This is a genomic window from Methylobacterium sp. D48H, from assembly GCF_053345715.1.
On record NZ_JBKFAP010000013.1, the window covers coordinates 45808 to 67495 of the forward strand.

20 protein-coding genes are annotated in these 21688 nt (G+C 70.8%); 11 read left to right on the top strand and 9 right to left on the bottom strand.

Translation table 11 applies throughout. The annotated features are described in order from the left end of the window. The first annotated feature begins 14 nt into the window (after positions 1-14). The 6 genes from ACLBX8_RS19960 (at position 15) to lpdA (ending at position 6018) form a co-directional block, all read left to right on the top strand. Positions 15-1457, top strand: coding sequence for a pyruvate dehydrogenase complex E1 component subunit beta (locus tag ACLBX8_RS19960; protein WP_100253252.1), 1443 nt, complete (start codon positions 15-17; stop codon positions 1455-1457). A 59-nt stretch (positions 1458-1516) separates the two neighbouring features. Beyond that, positions 1517-1804, top strand: a complete 288-nt coding sequence (locus tag ACLBX8_RS19965; protein ID WP_020095319.1) for a DUF5076 domain-containing protein — start codon at positions 1517-1519, stop codon at positions 1802-1804. A 15-nt stretch (positions 1805-1819) separates the two neighbouring features. Next, the gene (locus tag ACLBX8_RS19970) at positions 1820-2413 is read left to right on the top strand and encodes a Uma2 family endonuclease (protein ID WP_447715651.1); all 594 of its coding nucleotides are present in this window, start codon (positions 1820-1822) and stop codon (positions 2411-2413) included. A 4-nt stretch (positions 2414-2417) separates the two neighbouring features. Beyond that, positions 2418-3851 carry a pyruvate dehydrogenase complex dihydrolipoamide acetyltransferase gene (locus ACLBX8_RS19975; RefSeq protein ID WP_447715652.1) on the top strand — a complete coding sequence of 478 codons (1434 nt, stop codon included), beginning with the start codon at positions 2418-2420 and terminating at the stop codon, positions 3849-3851. Positions 3852-4107: 256 nt separating this feature from the next. Further along, entirely contained in the window at positions 4108-4578 is a 471-nt protein-coding gene (locus ACLBX8_RS19980) for an endonuclease domain-containing protein (protein WP_447700634.1), read from the top strand. Continuing rightward, positions 4579-6018 (top strand): dihydrolipoyl dehydrogenase, encoded by a 1440-nt coding sequence (gene lpdA, locus ACLBX8_RS19985; RefSeq protein ID WP_447715653.1) that lies wholly within the window; start codon positions 4579-4581, stop codon positions 6016-6018. It begins immediately after the preceding gene. Between the two features lie 60 nt (positions 6019-6078). Here the strand turns inward: lpdA and ACLBX8_RS19990 are convergent, their stop codons facing one another. Both ACLBX8_RS19990 and ACLBX8_RS19995 read right to left on the bottom strand, forming a co-directional pair. Then, a complete protein-coding gene (locus tag ACLBX8_RS19990) occupies positions 6079-6282 on the bottom strand; it encodes a hypothetical protein (protein WP_091928197.1) in 204 nt (67 codons plus the stop codon). A gap of 122 nt (positions 6283-6404) precedes the next feature. Next, positions 6405-6623, bottom strand: coding sequence for a hypothetical protein (locus ACLBX8_RS19995; protein WP_020095325.1), 219 nt, complete (start codon positions 6621-6623; stop codon positions 6405-6407). 250 nt (positions 6624-6873) lie between these two features. Between ACLBX8_RS19995 and ACLBX8_RS20000 the strand changes: the two genes are divergently transcribed. Together ACLBX8_RS20000 and ACLBX8_RS20005 are read left to right on the top strand one after the other, a co-directional pair. Next, positions 6874-7890, top strand: coding sequence for a threo-3-hydroxy-L-aspartate ammonia-lyase (locus tag ACLBX8_RS20000; protein WP_447715654.1), 1017 nt, complete (start codon positions 6874-6876; stop codon positions 7888-7890). A 133-nt stretch (positions 7891-8023) separates the two neighbouring features. Continuing rightward, entirely contained in the window at positions 8024-8401 is a 378-nt protein-coding gene (locus ACLBX8_RS20005; RefSeq protein ID WP_012317999.1) for a HesB/IscA family protein, read from the top strand. A gap of 64 nt (positions 8402-8465) precedes the next feature. Here the strand turns inward: ACLBX8_RS20005 and ACLBX8_RS20010 are convergent, their stop codons facing one another. The 3 genes from ACLBX8_RS20010 to ACLBX8_RS20020 form a co-directional block, all read right to left on the bottom strand. Beyond that, positions 8466-9524, bottom strand: coding sequence for a GGDEF domain-containing protein (locus tag ACLBX8_RS20010; protein ID WP_020095327.1), 1059 nt, complete (start codon positions 9522-9524; stop codon positions 8466-8468). A 101-nt stretch (positions 9525-9625) separates the two neighbouring features. Next, complete coding sequence (locus ACLBX8_RS20015; protein ID WP_447700639.1) at positions 9626-11215, bottom strand: DEAD/DEAH box helicase; 1590 nt, start codon at positions 11213-11215, stop codon at positions 9626-9628. Between the two features lie 209 nt (positions 11216-11424). Continuing rightward, complete coding sequence (locus ACLBX8_RS20020; RefSeq protein WP_447700640.1) at positions 11425-11805, bottom strand: hypothetical protein; 381 nt, start codon at positions 11803-11805, stop codon at positions 11425-11427. A gap of 450 nt (positions 11806-12255) precedes the next feature. Between ACLBX8_RS20020 and ACLBX8_RS20025 the strand changes: the two genes are divergently transcribed. Beyond that, positions 12256-13122, top strand: a complete 867-nt coding sequence (locus ACLBX8_RS20025) for an outer membrane protein (RefSeq protein ID WP_091980959.1) — start codon at positions 12256-12258, stop codon at positions 13120-13122. 216 nt (positions 13123-13338) lie between these two features. Further along, entirely contained in the window at positions 13339-13833 is a 495-nt protein-coding gene (locus tag ACLBX8_RS20030) for a PRC-barrel domain-containing protein (protein WP_020095331.1), read from the top strand. 154 nt (positions 13834-13987) lie between these two features. Here the strand turns inward: ACLBX8_RS20030 and parE are convergent, their stop codons facing one another. Further along, positions 13988-16048 (bottom strand): DNA topoisomerase IV subunit B, encoded by a 2061-nt coding sequence (parE, locus tag ACLBX8_RS20035; protein ID WP_447715655.1) that lies wholly within the window; start codon positions 16046-16048, stop codon positions 13988-13990. A gap of 371 nt (positions 16049-16419) precedes the next feature. On the opposite strand from parE, the gene ACLBX8_RS20040 reads away from it, so the two are divergent. Next, on the top strand, positions 16420-16608 hold the full coding sequence (locus ACLBX8_RS20040; RefSeq protein WP_042669668.1) for a hypothetical protein: 189 nt from the start codon (positions 16420-16422) through the stop codon (positions 16606-16608). Positions 16609-16798: 190 nt separating this feature from the next. On the opposite strand, the gene topA is transcribed toward ACLBX8_RS20040, so the two are convergent. The 3 genes from topA to ACLBX8_RS20055 form a co-directional block, all read right to left on the bottom strand. Continuing rightward, positions 16799-19483 (bottom strand): type I DNA topoisomerase, encoded by a 2685-nt coding sequence (gene topA, locus ACLBX8_RS20045; protein ID WP_447715656.1) that lies wholly within the window; start codon positions 19481-19483, stop codon positions 16799-16801. A 300-nt stretch (positions 19484-19783) separates the two neighbouring features. Next, positions 19784-20743 carry a molybdopterin-dependent oxidoreductase gene (locus tag ACLBX8_RS20050; protein WP_447715657.1) on the bottom strand — a complete coding sequence of 320 codons (960 nt, stop codon included), beginning with the start codon at positions 20741-20743 and terminating at the stop codon, positions 19784-19786. After that, positions 20740-21603: a cytochrome b/b6 domain-containing protein gene (locus tag ACLBX8_RS20055; protein WP_447700646.1), complete on the bottom strand. Its 864-nt coding sequence runs from the start codon at positions 21601-21603 to the stop codon at positions 20740-20742. Before ACLBX8_RS20055 ends, ACLBX8_RS20050 begins: the two co-directional genes overlap by 4 nt. Positions 21604-21688 lie beyond the last annotated feature (85 nt).

Here is a 21688-nt window from a genome sequence, read left to right on the forward strand (position 1 = left end):
CCGCAGAGCTGAGCATGGCGACCGACATCCTGATGCCCGCCCTCTCGCCCACCATGGAGGAGGGCAAGCTCGCCAAGTGGCTGAAGAAGGAGGGCGACCCGATCAAGTCCGGCGACGTGCTGGCCGAGATCGAGACCGACAAGGCCACCATGGAGGTGGAGGCCATCGACGAGGGCATCCTCGCCAAGATCCTGATCGCCGAGGGCACCGAGGGCGTCGCGGTCAACACGCCGATCGCCGTCATCGCCGGCGAGGGTGAGGATCCGGCGAGCGTCCAGTCCGGCGGCGGCGCCAAGCCCAACGGCGCGGGCGGCCACCCGGCCCCGACCCCCGACATGCAGGCCGAGGGCATGGCTGACAAGGCCGCCCCCGCGGCCAAGACCGGCGACGACGCCCCGAAGGCGCCGGCCGCGCCGGCCGTCATCACCAACAAGGCCCAAGAGCCGGTGATGGAGGAGTTCCCGGCCGACACGCCGATGGTCACCCAGACCGTCCGCGAGGCCCTGCGCGACGCCATGGCCGAGGAGATGCGCCGCGACGGCGACGTCTTCGTCATGGGCGAGGAGGTCGCCGAGTACCAGGGCGCCTACAAGGTCACCCAGAACCTGCTGCAGGAGTTCGGGCCGAAGCGCGTCGTCGACACCCCGATCACCGAGCACGGCTTCGCGGGCATCGGCGTGGGCGCGGCGCTGGCCGGCCTGAAGCCGATCGTCGAGTTCATGACCTTCAACTTCGCCATGCAGGCGATCGACCACATCATCAACTCGGCGGCCAAGACCCTCTACATGTCCGGCGGCCAGCTCGGCTGCCCGATCGTGTTCCGCGGGCCCAACGGCGCCGCCGCCCGCGTCGCCGCCCAGCACAGCCACGACTATTCCGCGTGGTACTCCAACGTGCCGGGCCTGAAGGTGATCGCACCCTACACGGCCTCCGACGCCAAGGGCCTGCTCAAGGCCGCGATCCGCGACCCGAACCCGGTGATCTTCCTCGAGAACGAGATCCTGTACGGGCAGTCCTTCCCGGTGCCGAAGCTCGACGACTTCGTGCTTCCGATCGGCAAGGCGAAGATCCACCGCACGGGCAGCGACGTGACCATCGTGTCCTTCGCCATCGGCATGACCTACGCGCTCAAGGCCGCGCAGGCGCTCGCCGAGCAGGGCATCGAGGCCGAGGTGATCGACCTGCGCACGATCCGCCCGATGGACAGCGCGACGGTGGTGGAATCGGTCAAGAAGACCGGCCGCTGCATCACCGTGGAGGAGGGCTTCCCGCAATCCGGCATCGGCGCCGAGATCGTGGCCCGCCTGATGGTCGACGCCTTCGACTTCCTGGACGCGCCGGTCCTGCGCATCACCGGCAAGGACGTGCCGATGCCCTACGCGGCCAACCTCGAGAAGCTGGCGCTGCCGACGGTGGCGGAGGTCGTCGAGGCCGCCAAGAGCGTCTGCTACAAGTGACGGGCGCGCGGGCGACGCCGTCGCCCGCCCCGGCCAGATCGAGGAACAGCCGGCGCGCCATGAGCCAGGATCCCAGCACCGACTTCGCCGAACTCGCCATCCCGCCCGACGCCCTGGAGCAGGGCGGCATCGAGGTGCTGCGCGCGGCCGTGGTCGACGGCGCGGTGAGCGTCGCCCTGCGCCGCTCCTTCGACGATCCGGCGACCTGGGGCCGGCTGCTGGCCGACCTCGCCCGCCAGGCCGCCCGCGCCTACGCGCTGGAGACCGACATGTCGGAGGACGAGGCGGTCGAGCGGATCCGCGCCGGCTGGGAGGCCGAGGGGCTCGACCCCGGCGGCCTCAACTGACGATGGCGGCCGACCATGGCTGAGGCGGCTGTCCGGCAGGCGACTTACGCGGATCTGGAGGCGGTCCCGGAGCATCTCGTCGCCGAGATCATCGACGGCGTGCTGGAGACGCATCCGCGGCCTAGGCCGCGGCATGCCGGCGCGGCTGTGCGGTTGGGGGGTGAGCTCGATCTCACCTTCAGCCGGGGACGCGGCGGTCCAGGAGGCTGGATTATCTTGATCGAGCCGGAACTCCATCTCGGATCTCAGATTGTGGTGCCCGACCTCGCGGGCTGGCGCCGTACACGCATGCCCACCGAGCCCGAGGGCGCCTATATCGAGACTTCCCCCGACTGGGTCTGCGAGATCCTCTCGCCATCCACGACCAGCCTCGACCGGGGTCCGAAGCGCCGTATCTACGCCGAGGCCGGGATCGGCCACCTCTGGCTGCTCGATCCGGCCGCGGGCGTGCTCGAAGGCTTCGCCCTCGCGGACGGGCGCTGGGTGCTCCTCGCCACGATCCAGCGCGGCGAAACCGTGGCCCTGCCGCCCTTCGACGCCGTCCCGTTCCCCCTCGACGACCTCTTCCCCTTCGACGATCCGGCCGCCCCGGCCTTGCCCGAGACCTGATGCCATGCCGATCAACGTGCTGATGCCCGCGCTCTCCCCCACCATGGAGAAGGGCAACCTCGCCAAGTGGCTGAAGAAGGAGGGCGATCCGATCAAGTCCGGCGACGTGCTGGCCGAGATCGAGACCGACAAGGCCACCATGGAGGTGGAGGCCATCGACGAGGGCGTGCTCGCCAAGATCCTCGTGCCCGAGGGCACCGCGGACGTGCCGGTCAACGACCTGATCGCCATCATCGCCGCCGAGGGCGAGGATCCGTCGAGCGTGCAGGCCGGCGGCGCGCCGAAGGCGGCCTCGAACGGCGAGGCCAAGACAGAATCCAAGCCTGAGCCCAAGGCCGACGCGTCGGCCGCATCGCAGAACACAACGCCCGGCGGCGGCCACATGTCGTACGAGCGGGTGAACGCCGCACCGGAGGGCGCGCAGCCGAGCGGCGCTCCGCAAGGTGGCGCCCAGGCCGGCCCGGGCGGCCGCGTGTTTGCCTCGCCGCTCGCCCGCCGGATCGCCAAGCAGGAGGGCGTCGATCTCGCCGCCGTCCAAGGCAGCGGGCCGCACGGCCGCATCATCGCCCGCGACGTCCAGGCTGCGAAGGCCTCCGGCGCCACCAAGGCACCCGCCGCCGCGCAGGCCGCCGCCGAGGCGCCGAAGGCGGCCGCACCGGCCCCGAAGGCCGCCCCGGCGGGCGGCGCGCCGGCCGGCCTCACGACCGACCAGGTCAAGGGCTTCTTCGCCAAGGATGCCTACGAGGATGTGCCCCTCGATGGCATGCGCAAGACCATCGCCAAGCGCCTCACCGAGGCGATGCAGGTCGCCCCGCACTTCTACCTGACGGTGGATTGCGAGCTCGACGCGCTGATGAAGCTGCGAGAGACGCTGAACGGCTCGGCCGGCAAGGACAAGGACGGTAAGCCCGCCTTCAAGCTCTCGGTCAACGACTTCGTCATCAAGGCGATGGGCCTCGCGCTGACCCGCGTTCCGGCCGCCAACGCGGTCTGGGCCGAGGACCGGATCCTGCGCTTCAAGCACGCCGAGGTCGGCGTCGCGGTGGCGATCGACGGCGGCCTGTTCACGCCGGTGATCCGCCGGGCGGACGAGAAGACGCTCTCGACCATCTCCAACGAGATGAAGGATTTCGCCGCCCGCGCCCGCGCCAAGAAGCTGAAGCCCGAGGAGTATCAGGGCGGCGTCACCTCGGTGTCGAACCTCGGCATGTTCGGGATCAAGCACTTCACCGCGGTGATCAACCCGCCGCAATCGAGCATCCTGGCGGTGGGCGCGGGCGAGAAGCGCGTGGTCGTGAAGGACGGGGCGCCGGCCGTGGTCCAGGTCATGACCTGCACCCTGTCGTGCGACCACCGGGTGCTCGACGGGGCGCTCGGCGCGGAACTGGTCTCGGCCTTCAAGGGGCTGATCGAGAACCCGATGGGCATGCTGGTGTGAGGCAGGGCCTCTCCTCCCCCTTGTGGGGAGGAGTTGGAGGTGGGGGTGGTGCAGGAGGCACCGGGACGCTCGATCCTGAACCACCCCCACCCCTGACCCCTCCCCACAAGGGGGAGGGGAAAGTGCGTCGCAGAATGTCGAGGTGGGGGAAGGTGACAGGCACCGGTCAGTACACCCGATCCTGCTGCGATGTGCCGTGCTCCATGCTCACGATGAGCATGCCCCCATCGGCCACGTTCGATTGACCTGCCGCCCCATGCCCTGGAGCCAGCAGCCCCGGAGATCAGCCTCGCCCAGAGCAACCGCGAACGCGAAGACGCTGCGGCGCTCGCTCACGGAGGCGGAGAAGCGGCTCTGGTGGCACCTGCGTCACCGCCTGCCGGTGGACGGCTCGCATTTCCGCAGGCAGGTCGCCCTCGGCCCTTACGTGGCGGATTTCTGCTGCCTCACCGCCCGGCTCATCGTCGAGGTCGACGGGGAGCAGCACGGCTTCGAGGCCAGTACGGCCTACGATGCCCGCCGGGATACCTATCTTTGCTCCGAAGGCTTCCGCGTCCTGCGTTTCCCGAACCGCACGGTCCTGCGGGAGATCGATACCGTCCTCGAGACGATCCACGCGGCCCTTGCCGCATCCGACGCGCCTCTTCCGGATTCAGCCGGCCAGGCGGAGCCACCCCCACCCCCAGCCCCCTCCCCACCAGGGGGAGGGGCGTTCGCGGAGAGGTAAATGTCCGACACCTACGACGTCCTCATCATCGGCGCCGGGCCCGGCGGCTACGTCACGGCGATCCGCGCGGCGCAGCTCGGCTTCAAGACCGCCGTGGTCGACCGCGAGCACCTGGGCGGCATCTGCCTGAACTGGGGCTGCATCCCCACCAAGGCGCTGCTCCGCTCGGCCGAGATTTTTCATTATTTCCAGCACCCCGGTGATTACGGGCTGACGGCCGACAAGGTCGGGTTCGACACCGCCGCGATCGTGAAGCGGTCCCGCGGCGTCTCTTCCCGCCTCAACGGCGGCGTCGGCATGCTGCTCAAGAAGAACAAGGTCGACGTGATCTGGGGCGAGGCCTCGGTCGACAGCGCCGCGCAGGGCAACCAGCCCGGCAAGGTCACCGTGAAGGAGACCAAGCGCGCCGAGGCGCCGAAGGGCGCCAAGGGCGCCGGCACCTACCAGGCCAAGCACATCATCGTGGCGACCGGCGCGCGTCCGCGCGCGATCCCGGGGATCGAGCCCGACAAGAAGCTGATCTGGACCTACTACGAGGCCATGGTCCCCGAGGCGATGCCCAAGAGCCTGCTGGTGATGGGCTCGGGCGCCATCGGCATCGAGTTCGCCTCGTTCTACCGCACCATGGGCGCCGAGGTGACCGTGGTGGAGCTGCTGCCGCAGATCCTGCCCGTGGAGGATGCCGAGATTGCCGGCCTCGCCCGCAAGCGCTTCGAGAAGCAGGGTATCAAGATCCTCACCGGCGCCAAGGTGACCAAGGTCGAGAAGGGCGCCGATTCCGTCACGGCCACCATCGAGGGCGGCGACGGCAAGACCCAGCAGATCACCGCGGAGAAGCTGATCTCGGCGGTGGGCGTCGTCGGGAACATCGAGAATATCGGCCTCGAGAAACTCGGGGTGAAGATCGACCGCGGGATCGTGGTGACGGACGGGCTCGGCCGCACCAACGTGCCCGGCCTCTACGCGATCGGCGACGTCGCCGGGCCGCCGATGCTCGCCCACAAGGCCGAGCACGAGGGCGTCATCTGCATCGAGACCATCAAGGGCCTGCACACCCACCCGATGGACAAGGCCAAGATCCCGGGCTGCACCTACTGCCAACCGCAGATCGCCAGCGTCGGGCTCACCGAGGCGAAGGCCAAGGAGCAGGGCTTCTCGGTGAAGGTCGGCCGGTTCCCCTTCGCGGGCAACGGCAAGGCGATCGCGCTCGGCGAGCCGGACGGCCTGATCAAGACCGTGTTCGACGCCAAGACCGGCCAGCTGCTCGGCGCCCACATGGTCGGCGCCGAGGTGACCGAGCTGATCCAGGGCTACGTGGTGGCGATGAACCTCGAGAGCACCGAGGAGGAGCTGATGCACACGGTGTTCCCGCACCCGACGCTCAGCGAGATGATGCACGAGAGCGTGCTCGACGCCTACGGCAAGGTGATCCACACCTGATCGGAGGCCGACGCGGCGCGCGGGTCGGACAGGGATCCGAGCCGCGCCGCCACCGGCCGGTCAGTGCGGACCGGTCCGCGCCGCGAGCGTCAGGCTCACGGCCTGGAACAGCAGGATCACCAGAACCGTCGCCACGCTGCCGCCGATCGGGATCATCAGCAGGGCGACGAGCGGATCGAGCCCCCGGACGAGCAGGAGCGTGACGCAGCTGCCGATCACGGAGGCGATGGTCATCCGAAAGATGCAGCATTCGGACGGTTGCATGTGCCCTCCCATCAGGTCCCCGGCGGAAGAGTGAGGACCCGCACCGCAATATGCAACCGGAGATAGTGCCTAGCTGAGAATCAATCCCAGATCGCGATTTCGGCGTCTTACGCGACAGCGCCTCAGGAGCACCCGCGATCCACGGGCTCGGCCTGGTCCGGCGACGGCACATAGGCGCACCACTCGCAGATGCCGCGTTCAGCGCCCCGCCGCGCGTTGCGCTGCGAGCAGAGCGGGCAGACGAGCAGGATCAGGCGCGAGCCGGTGCGCAGCGCCAGCCCGCGCCCCCGGAAGGTGACCTCGGTCGCCGCGTCGCCCGAAGCGCGGTCGCGGGCGCTCACGGCGAGGCCCTGCCGCCGTGCGGGCGGCGCACCGGTGCGCGCGTGATCTCTGTTGCCATGGCGATGCCGCCCCCCAGCGTTCCTGCCAAGTTGTCGCTGGGTATAAGCGGCGAGGTGGCGAATGGCTCCGCTTGCGCATGTGGATCGGCGGGATGCGCGCGGGTCGAAAGGCCCGTATGACGGGCTGCGCCCCGGCCTCGCTCCGGCGCGGCCCCGGGCGGATGGTACCCGGACGACGATGCAGGCAACGATGCAGGCGACCATGCACGACACGCAGCACGGCGGATCCGGCGCGGCCGCCGGCGGCCTTCCGACCTTCGCGGACGTGGCCCGCGCCGCCGAGCGGATCGCCGGGGCCGCGCACCGCACCCCGGTGCTGACCTCCCGCACGGCCGACGCGATGACCGGCGGCCGCCTGTTCTTCAAGGCGGAGAACCTGCAGCGGGCCGGCGCCTTCAAGTTCCGCGGCGCCTACAACGCGATCAGCGCGCTGCCGGAGGCGGCCCGCACCCGCGGGGTCATCACTTACTCCTCGGGCAACCACGCCCAGGCGATCGCCCTGGCGAGCCGGCTGCTCGGAGCGCCCGCCACGATCATCATGCCGGGCGACGCCCCCGCGGCGAAGATCGCCGCCACCCGCGGCTACGGCGCCGAGGTGGTCCTGTACGACCGCTACACCCAGGATCGCGAGGCCCTGGGCCGCGAGATCGCCGAGGCCCGCGGCCTGACGCTGATCCCGCCCTTCAACCATCCCGACGTCATCGCCGGGCAGGGGACGCTGGCGCAGGAGCTGATCGAGACGGTCGGTCCCCTCGACGTGCTGGTGGCCTGCCTCGGCGGCGGCGGCCAGCTCGCGGGCTGCGCCCTCGCCGCCGCGGAGCTGTCACCGGGCTGCCGGGTGATCGGCGTCGAGCCGGAGGCGGGCAATGACGGGCAGCGTTCGTTCCGCGAGGGCCGGATCGTCACGATCCCGGTGCCCCGCACCATCGCCGACGGGGCGCAGTCGATGGCGCTGGGCGACCTGACCTTCGCGATCATCCGCGCGCGGGTGTCCGACATCCTCACCGTCACCGACGCGCAGCTCGTCGAGACCATGCGGTTCTTCGCCGGCCGGATGAAGCTCGTGGTCGAGCCGACCGGCTGCCTCGCGGCGGCGGCGGTGCTGAGCGGCCTCGTGGACGTGACGAACAAGCGCGTCGGCGTGGTGATCAGCGGCGGCAACGTCGATCTCGGGACCTTCGCGCGACTGACCGGCGAGGCCGCCTGAGGGCGCTCCCGCGCGGCGAATGCCGGGCCGGTGTGACCCCGCCGCGGTGGACCGGCCCCGGGCCAATGCTTATCTTGTACGCGTCGGAATGCGCGTCCCCGGGCCTTGAACCCGGATGGGCGGGAGGGTGACGATGTCCGCTGGTTTCAAGGTTCTCTCGCTGACCGATCGCGCCGCCGATCGGATCAAGGCGATCATGGCGGAGGCCGACCGGCCGATCGCCGGGCTGCGCGTCGGCGTCCGGAACGGCGGTTGCGCCGGGATGTCCTACACGATGGAATACGCCGAGGCGGCCAAGCCCGGAGAGGACGTGGTCGAGGATCGCGGCGTGCGCGTGTTCGTCGACCCGAAGGCGGTGCTGTTCCTGCTCGGCACCGAGATGGACTTCACCACCAACAAGCTGGCCTCGCAGTTCGTGTTCAACAACCCGAACCAGACCTCGGCCTGCGGCTGCGGCGAGTCGGTGGCGATCACGCCGGTCTCGGCTGACCGCCTGCCCGCGCAGGCCTGACCGGTCCGCGCCCGCCGTCCCGGGTGGCGCGTGTCGCCGGACGGCGACACGGCCGGGGCCGGCTCTAGGCCACCTGCATCAGCGACTCGGCGGCGTCGTCCAGGAAGCGGTTCCGGCCGGCGCGCTTCGCCGCGAACATGCACAGGTCGGCCCGCTCCATCAGCGAGGCGGGCGTGTCGCCCGGGCGCAGCACCGCCACGCCCAGCGAGATGGTGACCTTGCCGAGCGACTCGCCGGTCGAGCGCTTGACCAGCTCGCGCCCCATGACGCTGGCGCGGACCGTCTCGGCCACCTGCTTGGCCACCGTCCGGTCGACCCCGGGCAGGATGATGCCGAACTCCTCGCCGCCGAACCGGGCGAGCTGCGCCTGCTTGCCGGCGTTCTCGCGCATCACGATCGCCACGAGCCGCAGGACCTGATCGCCCGTGAGGTGACCGTACAGGTCGTTGAATCGCTTGAAGAAGTCGATGTCGAGGATGATCAGGCTCATGGGCGTGCTGCGCGCCCGGGCCGTCTCCATCGACGCTTTCAGCGTCTCCTCGAAATGCTTGCGGTTGGCGAGCCCCGTCAGGGCGTCGGTCAGGCTCTCGCGCCGGGTCGCCTCGAGCTTCTCGCGCAGGGTCTCGATCTCGCTGCGGGTCTCGCGCATGCGGGCTTCGAGGATCCGGTTGTTGGCGGCGACCTCCCGCGTCGTGGCGGCCAGGGTCGCGACGATCTCGCCGAACCGCGCCCGGCTCGGGACGCCCTGGGAGAGGTCCTGGGCGACCGCGCGCAGCGACTCGCTGTACTGCGCCGTCGAGCCCAGGGAGAGGTCCAGGATCTCGGTGACGGCCGCGATCTCGCTGAGGACGATGCGGCTGACGTCGTCGGTGGTGCTCGCGAGGCGGCGCCCGTCGAGATAGGTCTCGTGCAGGTCGTCGATGTCGCCCTCGGTGAGGCAGCCGTTCTGCGTGGTGAGACGCTTCACGGCGTCGGCGAGGAGAGGCAGCTCCCCCGAGACGTAGGCGTACCAGACGGCGTAGGCGCGCGGCGTCGCGGAGGGCCCGTAGTCGCGAATCAGGTCGTGGCTGCGCTTCGCCAACGCGAAGCTGCGATCGCGATCCGAATAGGTCTCCTGGCTCATCCGTATCCCGCGGTCCGGGGCGACCGACGCGCCTGCGTCGTTGCCCTGAGCCAATATACGGCTGCCTGGTAGCCGGACAGTTAAGCCGGAACAGACGTCTGTTACTTATCCTTCTTCGCCAAGACTGGTCGAAGCAGGAACGCAGGAACGTGCGAGCCGAGGCCGACGGGCGTGTCTCCGTCCGCGTCGATCCGGCGCCCGCGCTCCTCGCGCGCGGACTCGCCGCCGCGGCCTGACGCGCGGCCCGACGCGCGCGGCTCCGGACGGTTCTCGGGGCGGCTCTCAGAGCGGCTCTCGGGACGATCGTCCGGGCGGCTCTCCGCGCGCGCCGCGCCGCGGCCGCCGCGCGACCGGGTCGGACGCTCGCGGACCTCCTCGGTCTCGCTCGCGCTCCGGGCACTCTTCTCGACGACGGCCTTGTCGGCGCCCTTGTCGGCACCCTTGTCGCTGCCGCTCTTGTCGCCGCTCCGTCCACCGCTCTTGGCGGAGCGGCCGCCCCGACGCCCGTCGCCCGCGCGGCCGCGGTGGCGCGTCCCGGTATCGCCGGACGCGTCGGCCACGCTGGTCAGGTCGCCGTCCAGCCAGGGGATCGGCTGGCCGATCAGCGCCTCGATGGCGCCGAGGGAGCGCGTGTCGTCGGGGGCGACCAACGTGTAGGCCGTGCCGCTGCGGCCGGCGCGGCCGGTGCGGCCGATCCGGTGGACGTAATCCTCCGGGTGATGCGGCACGTCGAAGTTGAAGACGTGGCTGACGGCCGGGATGTCGAGACCGCGCGCCGCCACGTCGCTGGCGACCAGCAGGGCGGTGTCGCCGTTGCGGAACCCGTCGAGGGCCGTCGTGCGGGCGCGCTGGTCCATGTCGCCGTGGAGCGCCGCGGCGTCGAAGCCGTGGCTGACCAGGGACTTCTGCAGCAGCGCCACGTCGCGCTTGCGGTTGCAGAAGATGATCCCGTTCTTCAGCTCGCCCTCGCCGCGGATCAGGGTGCGCAGGCGCTCGCGCTTGGCGTGCCCCTCGGCGCCGGTGGCGACGAGCCGCTGGGTGATCGTGGTCGCCGTGGAGGCGGGCCGGGCCACCTCGACCCGCTGCGGGTTGTGCAGGAACATGTCCGCCAGCCGCTCGATCTCCGGCGGCATGGTCGCCGAGAAGAACAGCGTCTGCCGGGTGAACGGCACCATCTTCACGATGCGCTCGATGTCGGGGATGAACCCCATGTCGAGCATGCGGTCGGCCTCGTCGATGACCAGGAGCTCGACGCCGGTGAGCAGCAGCTTGCCGCGCTCGAAATGGTCGAGCAGGCGGCCAGGCGTCGCGATCAGCACGTCGGTGCCGCGCATCAGCTTGGCGTCCTGATCGGCGAAGGAGACGCCGCCGATGATCAGCGCCACGTTGAGCTTGTGGTTTGTCCCGTAGCGGTCGAAATTCTCGACCACCTGGGCGGCCAGCTCGCGGGTCGGCTCCAGGATCAGCGTGCGCGGCATCCGCGCGCGGGCGCGGCCGTTCTCCAGCAGCGTCAGCATCGGGAGCGTGAAGGCCGCGGTCTTGCCGGTGCCGGTCTGGGCGATCCCGAGGACGTCGCGGCGCGCCAGCACGTGGGGGATGGCCTCGGCCTGGATCGGCGTCGGCTCGGTGTAACCCGCCGCTTCGACGGCGTTCAGGACTTTCTCGCTCAGTCCCAGGTCGGAAAAAGGCATCTGCGTTAAGGAACCGTTGCGCGCCCGGCCGGCGCGAAGGACACCGTCGCGGCAACGGCTGGGAAAGGCTCGCGCGGGGCGCTCGGACGCTCCCGGGGCCGCGGGGCGCATGCTCCCTGTCAGTTAGGGCCTTGGCGCGACTTGTCAATCTCGCAATGGCGACAGCGCCTGCCCGCGCACAGGGGATCGGCCGCGCGAAGGGTCGCCGATCAGGGCCGGAGACGGTCGCCCGCGGGCGCGACGCAGGGATCCAGGCGGGTGATGCGGGCGGATCGCGCCGCCGCGATGGCGCCAGTCGTCTCGGGCTCGGCCATCGGCGCGAGCGCCGCGGTCGCGACGGCAGTCCCGGGCGTCGCCGCGTCGGGCCGGCTCAGCCGCGCGAGCTGGTAGGCGCCGATCACCGCGACGATCCCGACCAGGCCCGCCACGCGCAGCGTCCAGGGCAGGGGGCCCGCGCTCCGCCTCGGTTCGGCGCGCGCCACCCGCGCGGCGGTCGAGCCGGTCCGCGGGCCGGCCTGCGCGCCGGGCGCGGCCTCGCCGGTCCGGCGCTTGCCGAAGGTCGTCCGGCTCCGTTCGTCGGGGCTCTGCATGGACAGCGGTCTCCGCCGGCGGGGGACCGGATTCGGTTTGGGGCGCGACAGGGGCCCGGGGACGGGCCCGCGAGCGACGGACCATTGGGCAACAGGGTTAATCGATCGCTTACGCGCGAGGATCATTCTCGTCGAAGTTGTGCCGGAATAAAACGTTCGCCGCCGACGGCTCCTGCAGAGACCACGAGCGATGTCGCCGGCCCCGCGCCGGCCGCCGCCAATATGCGCGGCGCGCAAGGCAGCTAGTCTTCACGGTCTCTGCAGCTCTCCTCGCCCTCCTCGAGCGCGCGAGCGGGCCGTCTGCTGTCGGGCAGGGCCGGCTAGTCTTCATCTTTCGTTGACGGGATGTCCCTAGCCTGAAGAGGCTTGTTGCAGGAAAGCGACAGACCCGCCATCCGAGAGCGCCTAGAAGGCTGCCGGCTCAAGCTAACCCCAGGACCGAACACCACCATGAAGAAGCTTCTCCTCGCATCCACCGTCCTCGCCGGCATGACCGCCGCGGCGTCCGCCGCCGACCTTCCGCGCCGCGCCGCGCCGCCGCCGGTGTTCACGCCGGTGCCGGTGTTCACCTGGACCGGCTTCTACTTCGGTGTGAACGCCGGCTACGGCTTCGACGCCAACAGCCGCAACACCACCAACTACGCCCTGCCCGGCGGCTCGCTGATCAACTCCCCCGGCACCGCCGGCGTCGTCAGCGTCAACAACCGCAGCAACAACGACGGCTTCTCGGGCGGCGCCCAGATCGGCTACAACTACCAGTTCACCCCGGGCTCCGGCGTCGTGATCGGCTTCGAGGCCGACGCCCAGTACGTCGACTTCGCCCGCCGCGCCAACGGCACCCAGAACTACGCCTTCGGCGGCGCCCCGGGCATCGCGTTCGCCGCCCCGCGCGCCTTCGTCGCCACCAGCGGCAACGGGCTGGACTACTTCGGCACCGTGCGCGGCCGCCTCGGCTACGCCTTCGACCGCACCCTCGTGTACGGCACCGGCGGCTTCGCCTACGGCTCGGGCCAGGACGACCAGAACTTCGCCGGCAACCGCTTCCGCGACAGCTTCCGCACCGGCTGGGCCGCCGGCGGCGGCGTCGAGTACGCCCTGCCCACCGACTCGTTCCTGAACTTCTTCCGCTCGAACGCCGTGACGCTGAAGGTCGAAGGCCTCTACGTCAGCCTCGACCGCCAGAAGAACTCGGCCGGCGGCGTGTTCTACGGCAACCTCCTGCCCCCGAACGGCATCGCCTACCTCAACGGCGCCGCCGCCAAGACCGAGTTCGCCGTCGTCCGCGCCGGCCTGAACTACAAGTTCGGCTCGTACTGAGACCGGATGCCGGAGCCGGCTCTGCCGGCTCCGCGCTCCCGAAGGGCCCGGCCGCAAGGCCGGGCCCTTTCGCGTTTCGGGACCGCGAACCGGCCTCGGCGGGTGCGACAGGGAGGGCCGGAACCGCGCGGGCCGCCCGCGATTGAGACCGCGGCGCCCCTCAGTGACCCGGACAGGGCCTTCCACGCAGGGACCGGGCGCGCGGAGCGATCAGCCATGCGAAGCCGAATCCTTCTCCTGTCGCTCGCGGCCCTCGGCCTCGCGAACGCGCCGGCCTCCGCGCAGGACGCCAGCGTGATCGGCAAGGACACGATCCTGCCGGCCACGGGACCGGGAACCTCGACGGACGGCAAGGGGGGCGGGCGGCTGACGGAGGCGGCGAGCGCCGAGGACGCCGCCAAGCGTCAGGGGCTCAAGCCCGTCACCTTCCTGACCACGAAGATGATCGGCGTGACGGTGCGCAACGCCGCCGGCGACAGCGTCGGCAAGATCGAGGACCTGCTCATCGCCGACGGCGGGACGCTCAAGGCCGTCGTGATCGACGTCGGCGGCTTCCTCGGCCTCGGCAGCAAGCTCATCGCGGTCGAGCCGGGCGCCCTCGTGCTGCGTCCCGGCGGCGACCGATTCTCGGCGGTCCTCAACATGGGCAAGGACACGGTGGCGGCGGCCCAGCCCTTCGACCCGGCCAAGGTGATCGCGCCGCCCCGATAAGGCGCGACCGAAACCCGTCTTTGCGAGCGCAGCGAAGCGATCCAGGGCAGCGCGACTTCGGTGGACGTGGCGCTGCTGGGTTGCTTCGCTCCGCTCGCAAAGACGGCGCGGGCGCCATCGACCGACGCGGCGAGGCCGCGCCGGCGCTCCGGCGTCAGATGTCGAGGTCGGCGCCCTCAGCGAAGGCCGCGCGCTCGCTGATGAAGGCGAAGCGCGCCTCGGGCTTGTTGCCCATCAGGCGCTCGACCGTGTCGCCGGTCGATTCCCGGGCCTCGTCCAGGACCGCGACGCGCAGCAATGTGCGCTTCCTCGGATCCATGGTGGTCTCCTTGAGCTGGGCCGGCATCATCTCGCCGAGGCCCTTGAACCGCCCGATCTCGACCTTGCCGCCCTTGAACACGGTCTTGACGATCCGCTCCCGATCCGCGTCGTCCCGGGCATAGGCCACCTTCGAGCCCTGCTGCAGCCGATAGAGCGGCGGGATCGCGAGGTAGAGGTGGCCGCGGTCGATCAGCCTCGGCATCTGGCGGTAGAAGAAGGTGATCAGCAGCGAGGCGATGTGGGCGCCGTCGACGTCGGCGTCCGTCATGATGATCACTTTCTCGTAGCGCAGGTCCGCCTCGCGGAAGGCCGAACCGGTGCCGCAGCCGAGCGCCAGGGTGAGATCCGAGATCAGCTGGTTGGCGCCGAGCTTGTCGCGCGAGGCCGAGGCGACGTTCAGGATCTTGCCGCGCAGCGGCAGGATCGCCTGGGTCGCCCGGTCCCGGGCCTGCTTGGCCGAGCCGCCGGCCGAGTCGCCCTCGACGATGAAGATCTCCGAGCCCGCGGTGCCGGCCGCCGAGCAGTCGGCGAGCTTGCCGGGCAGGCGCAGCTTGCGGGTCGCGCTCTTGCGGGCGACCTCCTTCTCCTGGCGGCGGCGCAGGCGCTCCTCGGCCCGGTCGATCACCCAGTCGAGGAGCTTGTTGGCCTGGGCCGGGGAGGCGGCGAGCCAGTGGTCGAAGGCGTCGCGCACCGCCGTCTCGACGATGCGCTGGGCCTCCACGGTGGCGAGCTTGTCCTTGGTCTGGCCCTGGAACTCCGGCTCGCGGATGAACACCGAGAGCATCGACGCGCAGGTCGCCATGACGTCGTCGGTGGTCACCGCCGTCATGCGCTTGGCCTGGTTCACCCGCTCGGCGTGCTCGCGCAGGCCGCGCAGCAGGGCGACGCGCAGGCCCGCCTCGTGGGTGCCGCCCTCGGGCGTCGGGATCGTGTTGCAGTAGGAGTGCGAGATCCCGTCCTCGGCGACCATCCAGGCCACCGCCCATTCGAGCGATCCGTGCGAGCCCGGCTTGGTGATCTTGCCGGAGAACATGGCGTCGGTGACGAGTTCCTTCCCGTCGATGTCGCGGGCGAGGTAGTCGCGCAGCCCGTCGGGGAAGCGGTGCACCGCCTCGGCCGGCACGTCCTCCAGCCCCTCGAGGAGGGCAGGGGCGCAGCGCCAGCGGATCTCGACGCCGCCGAACAGGTAGGCCTTGGAGCGCGCCATCTTGAACAGGCGGCGCGGGTCGAACTTCAGCGAGCCGAAGATCTGGGCGTCCGGGTGGAAGCGCACGCGCGTGCCGCGGCGGTTCTGCACCCGGCCGACCAGTTCCAAGGCCCCTTGGGCATGACCGCGCGAGAAGGTCTGGCGGTAGAGGGTCTGGTTGCGCGCCACCTCGACCTCGAGCAGGTCGGAGAGCGCGTTCACCACCGAGATGCCGACGCCGTGCAGGCCGCCCGAGGTCTCGTAGACCTTCGAGTCGAACTTCCCGCCGGCGTGCAGCGTGGTCATGATGACCTCGAGCGCCGACTTGCCGGGAAATTTCGGGTGCGGGTCGACCGGGATACCGCGGCCGTTGTCGGTCACCACGAGGGCGCCGGATTCCTCCAGCTCCACCTCGATGAAGCTGGCATGGCCGGCGACCGCCTCGTCCATCGAGTTGTCGATCACCTCGGCGAACAGGTGGTGCAGCGCCCGCTCGTCGGTGCCGCCGATATACATGCCGGGCCGGCGCCGGACGGGCTCCAGCCCCTCCAGCACCTCGATGTCGGAGGCGGTGTAGCCGCCCTCCGGCTCGGCGGCCGCGAGCGTCGCCACGGAGGCCGCCGAATCCAGCCGCCGCCGCGGCTCGGGCGGGCGGGCCACCGCGCCCTTGCCGCCTGGCCCGAACAGGTCCCGCGCCGGATCGCTCACGCGCGGCCTCCTGGCGCGCGGCGCGTCGGCCGGCTCGGCTTCGCGCAGACGGGTCTTGGGACGGGTCTCGGGTCGTGGAGCATGCGCCTTCATCCCCGCATGATAGCGGAACAAACCATAAACATCAAAGCCGTTCGCCCTGCGGCGAGGCGGTCGCATCATCGCATGCTGCGCCGCCGCGAGCGAGGGCCGCGTCCGTGCCGGCACACGGTTCCGCGCGCCGGGCCGTCATCACGACGTTGCACAACAATGGGTTAAGGCTTTCTCGTGACCCGCATGCCCGGCCTCCACAGGCGACGCCCGGAACAGAACGGGACGATCGACGTTGGTGGCGGAGATAAATCTTGACCGTGGTCAGGGAGCCGCAGTCCATGAGCGACGCCGCGATCGAGGCCCGCCGCCTCACGTTGATCCGCTTCGAGCACGCGGCCGGCGCTGCCTTCGGCTGCGACGATGATGCGGCCGCAGTGCCGCCGGCCCGGGCGCTGATGAACTCCACCACCCTCGCGCTCGCGACCTTCGCGACGGCCGTGGCGGCGACGATCACCTACCTGGTCTGAACCCGATCGCTGACCGCAACCCGCGGTGAGGGGCGGCAACGCTGGCGCCGCCTCACCACGTCCTTGCGAGCGGAGCGAAGCAACCCAGTCGGCGCCACGTTCGAACGCCTCGCGCTGCACTGGATTGCTTCGCTCCGCTCGCAAGGACGGGCGGGCTTGCCGGCCCGCCTCAGCCTCGTCCACGAACGCTTCAGCCCGCGCTCGACGTCTTCGCCGCCGCCTTCTTGGCCGCAGGCTTCTTCGCGGCGGTCTTCTTCGCCGCCGGCTTGTCGCCGCTCGCGGCCCGCGCCGACCCTTTCCTCACCGCCCCGCGCTTCGCCGGCTTGCCGCCGCCCGCGGCGCGCTTGGCGTTCACCAGGGCGACCGCCTCCTCCAGCGTCAGCGCCTCGGCGCTCATCGTCTTCGGCAGCGTGGCGTTGACCTCGCCGTCGGTGACGTAGGGCCCGTACTTGCCGGCCTTGACCACGAGGTCGCGGCCGCTGGCCTCGTCCTTGCCGAGGGGCCGGCCGGGATCGGCGGCCGGGCGGCCGCGTCCGCCGCCCTGCTCCTTGGCGACAATCAGGTCGATGGCGCGGTTAGCCCCGATCTCCAGCACGTCGTCGTCCTTGCCGAGATTGGCGTAGGTCTTCCCGTGCTGCACGTAGGGCCCGAACCGGCCGAGATTGGCCAGGATCGGCTCGCCGGTCTCGGGGTGGCGCGCCACCTCGCGGGGCAGCGCCAGCAGGGCCAGCGCCTTGTTGAGATCCACGTCCGAGGGGCTGAGCCCCTTGGGCAGCGACGAGCGCTTCGGCTTCTCGGCGCCCTTCTCGGCGGAGGCCTCGCCGAGCTGGAGGAACGGCCCGAAGCGGCCGTCGCGCAGCGTCACCGGAAGGCCGGTCGCGGGATCGTCGCCCAGCACCCGCACGCCCGGCTGGCCGCCCTCGGCCGAGGAGCCGTCGCCGTCGCCGTCGACGCCCGAGGCCGAGAGCTGCCGGGTGTACTTGCACTCCGGGTAGTTCGAGCAGCCGATGAACGCGCCGAACTTGCCGAGCTTCAGCGACAGCTGGCCCGAGCCGCAGGTCGGGCAGGTGCGCGGGTTCGAGCCGTCGCCCTTGTCGGGGAAGATGTGCGGCCCGAGGAGGCCGTTCAGCGCCTCCAGCACGTCGGCGACGCGCAGCTCCTTGGTCTCACCGATCGCCGCGGAGAAGTCGCGCCAGAAGTCGCGCAGCACCGCCCGCCAGTCGATCTCGGCGTTGGAGACCCGGTCGAGCTGCTCCTCGAGGCCGGCGGTGAAGTCGTACTCGACGTAGCGCCGGAAGAAGCTCTCGAGGAAGCCCGTGACGAGCCGCCCCTTGTCCTCCGGCTGCAACCGCTTCTTCTCGATCTTGACGTATTCGCGATCCCGCAAGGTCTGGAGAACCGCGGCATAGGTCGACGGGCGGCCGATGCCGAGCTCCTCCATGCGCTTCACGAGGCTCGCCTCGGAGTAGCGCGGCGGCGGCTCGGTGAAGTGCTGGGTCGAGCTGATCCGCTCGCGCGCGAGCGGGTCGCCGGCCTTCATGGGCGGCAGGCGGCGGCTCTCCTCGTCCTCCTCGTCGTCCTTGCCCTCTTGGTAGAGGGTCAGGAAGCCGTCGAACTTCACCACCTGGCCGGTGGCGCGCAGGTCGATGGTCCGCGGTCCGACCTTGGCGGTGACGTCGACGGTGGTCCGCTCCAGCTCGGCCGATTCCATCTGGCTGGCCATGGTGCGGGTCCAGATCAGCTCGTAGAGCCGGGCCTGCTCGGGCTCGAGGTGGCGCGCCACCGTCTTGGGCAGGCGGCCCATGTCGGTGGGGCGCACCGCCTCGTGGGCCTCCTGGGCGTTCTTGGCCTTGACGCTGTACTTGCGCGGCACGTCCGGCACGTAGCGGTCGCCGAACTCCTTGCCGATCACCCGGCGGGCGTCCTGGATCGCCTCCGGCGCCATGTCGACGCCGTCGGTCCGCATGTAGGTGATGATGCCGACCGTCTCGCCGCCGATATCGACGCCCTCGTAGAGGCGCTGGGCGACCCGCATGGTCTGGGCCGGCGCCATGCCGAGCTTGCGCGATGCCTCCTGCTGCAGCGTGGAGGTGGTGAAGGGCGGCTGCGGGTGGCGCTTGGCGGGCTTCGCCTCGACGCTCGCCACCTGGAAGGTCGCGAGTTCCAAGTCGCGCTTGAAGGCGGCCGCCTCCTCGCCCGTGCCGACGTCGAGGCGCTGGATCCGCTTGCCGTCCGCGCCCACGAGGCGGGCCTCGAAGGTCGCGCCGTCCGCGGTCGTCAGCGTGGCGATGAGCGTCCAGTACTCGCGCGGCTTGAACCGCTCGATCTCCATCTCGCGCTCGACCACGAGCCGGAGCGCCACGGACTGAACGCGCCCGGCCGAGCGGGCGCCCGGCAGCTTGCGCCACAGGACCGGCGAGAGGTTGAAGCCGACGAGATAATCGAGCGCCCGGCGCGCCAGGTAGGCGTCGACCAGCGCCTGGTCGATCTCCCGCGGCTTGCGCATCGCCTGCTCGACCGACGCCTTGGTGATGGCGTTGAAGGTCACGCGCTCGACCGGGATGCCCTTGAGCGCCTTGCGGGCGGTGAGCGCCTCCAGCACGTGCCAGGAGATCGCCTCGCCCTCGCGATCCGGGTCGGTGGCGAGGATCAGCTTGTCGGCGCCCTTGACCGCCTTGGCGATCTCCGAGACCCGGCTCGCCCCGCGGTCGGCCAGCTCCCAAACCATGTGGAAGTCCTGCTCGGGATCCACCGAGCCGTCCTTGGGCGGCAGGTCGCGGATATGCCCGAAGGAGGCGATGACTTCATAGTCGCGGCCGAGATACTTATTGATCGTCTTGGCTTTGGCCGGCGACTCGACGACGACGACTTTCATTCAGACCTCTGCCCCTGACGGAGCCTGGGCGCGACGGACGAATTCTGTTCGAGATTCGCGTGGGACGTATGCCCGCCGTCGGGCCGGGGCCGCGCGCCGGGCACAAGTGGGTCACGGGCGGCGGGTTGTCAAATCGCGAGGTTGTTCGGGGGAGCCCCTGCGCGGCACTTTTCGGGCCGGGTGCTGATCAGGTTCCGCGTCGCTCCACCTGTCCGGGGAAGAGGCCATGCAGGATGAAACGCGGCCCGGGCTCCAGCACGGAACTTGCCGCGTCAGCAGCTCAAAATCCCGTCAGTCGCCTCAGATCCCCGCGTACCACTCGTAGCCGCGGTCTTCCCAGTAGCCGCCGCTGCCCCCGCCGATCCCGGCGAGCGACTCCACCATCTCGACCCGCATCACGTACTTGGCCTGCTTGTAGCCGAGCTGGCGCTCGACCCGCAGCCGCAGGGGCGCGCCGTTCGAGACCGGCAGCGGCTTGCCGTTGAGGTCGTAGGCCAGGATCGTCTGCGGGTTGAAGGCGTCGTAGAGGTCGATGCTCTCGTAGTAGCGGATCGGGATCCCCGCCGGCTCGGGCTCCGGGGCCGGGCTGCCCTGGCCCCAATCGTCCTTGGGCGCGTCGGTGGCGGTGGCCGGGCCGCCCCAATCGTCGGCGGCGGCGAGCTGCACGTAAGCCTCGCGCACCGCGCCCGGATGGCTCGGGCGCCACAGGGACGCGCCCTGGTCGCGCCCTCTGCCACCGCCCTTGGGACCGGCCTCGAACTCCAGCGTGTCGGCGCAGTGGAACACCGCGTAGCGCGCCTGCGGCTTCAGCCCGGCCTTCTTGAGCACCTCGGCGAGCGGCACGCCGCCCCATTGCCCGATGCAGCTCCAGCCCTCCACGCAATCGTGCCGGGTGATCTGGGTGCGCGACGGCAGGGCGCGCAGGTCCGCGAGGCTCAGCGACAGCGGGGTCTGGACCAGCCCGTCGACAGAGAGCTTGAAGTCCGAGAAGTTCCGCGCCGCCAGCGCCCGGTAGGCGCGGTCCGGCGGGTCGATCGTGCCGTTCGGCTTGAACCAGGGCGAGATCATCGAGGCCGGGAATTCCCGGGCCAGGGTCGTCGGCGACATCAGCAGGCGCTGGACGTACTCGTTGGCGTCCTCGCCGACCTTGAGGGTGCGCTGCCCCGTCTCGGTCCCGGCGAACTTGTCGCAGCCGGCCAGCAGCGCGGTGCCCATCAGGCCGGCGCCCGCGGTGAGGAGCTTGCGGCGGTGGAGGATCATCGGGCGGGTTCCTTCTCGGGACGGCCGAGGCTGAACCAGCCGGTGATCATGCCGCGCATGTTGTTGACGAGCCCGGACACGACCACGAGCAGCACGTGGACCACCACGAACAGCACGATCAGGCCGGCGGCGATGAAGTGAACGCTGCGCGCCGATTGCCGGCCGCCGAACAGCTCGGTCAGCCAGGGCCACGCGGCGTCCATCCCGGGCGACATGGCGAGGCCGGCGAGCACCATCGCGGGCAGCAGGCCGAGCACGAGGACGAGGTAGGTGAGCTTCTGGATGACGTTGTAGCGCTTGGCCTCGGTGCCCTCGGGGAAGCGCAGGAGCAGGTGCTCCTTCACGGAGCCGCCGAAGTCGCGGATCTGGTCGCCGTCGGGAATCAGGCGGCGGCGGAGCTGGCCCGAGACCAGGCCGTAGAGCAGGTAGACCGCCCCGTTGATCACGAGGAGCCACGCGAACAGGAAATGCCAGCGCCGCCCGGTGGCGAGGTCCTGGTTGGCCGGCAGCGTCGCCCAGGACGGGAAGGCGCGCTCCACCTCGGTGCCGCCCTCCCTCGACAGGCCGAGCACGCCGGTCGTGTCGAGGGTGTGGGAACCGACCGTCACGACGCCGCGGGTCGTGCCGTCGCGGCCGGGCTCGCTGGTGATGGCGAGCGACGGATTGTCGAAGGTCGAGACCGAACCCCAGTAGAGCGCCGGGTGGGCGTTGAAGATCTGCAGGCCGCTCATCAGCAGCACCAGCAGCACCGCGGCGTTGATCCAGTGCGCCAGCCGGATGACCAGCGGGTGGCGGTAGAACCAGCGGCGCCCCCGCCGGTCGACGGTCTCGGGGGCTTCGAGGGCAGGGGAGGCGGCCAAGCGTCTGGATCCCGGGCAAGCGGCGCGGGGTCGGGAGCGTACGAATCCCGACCGTTCGGGCAGATACGTGGCGCGGGGGCGGGCG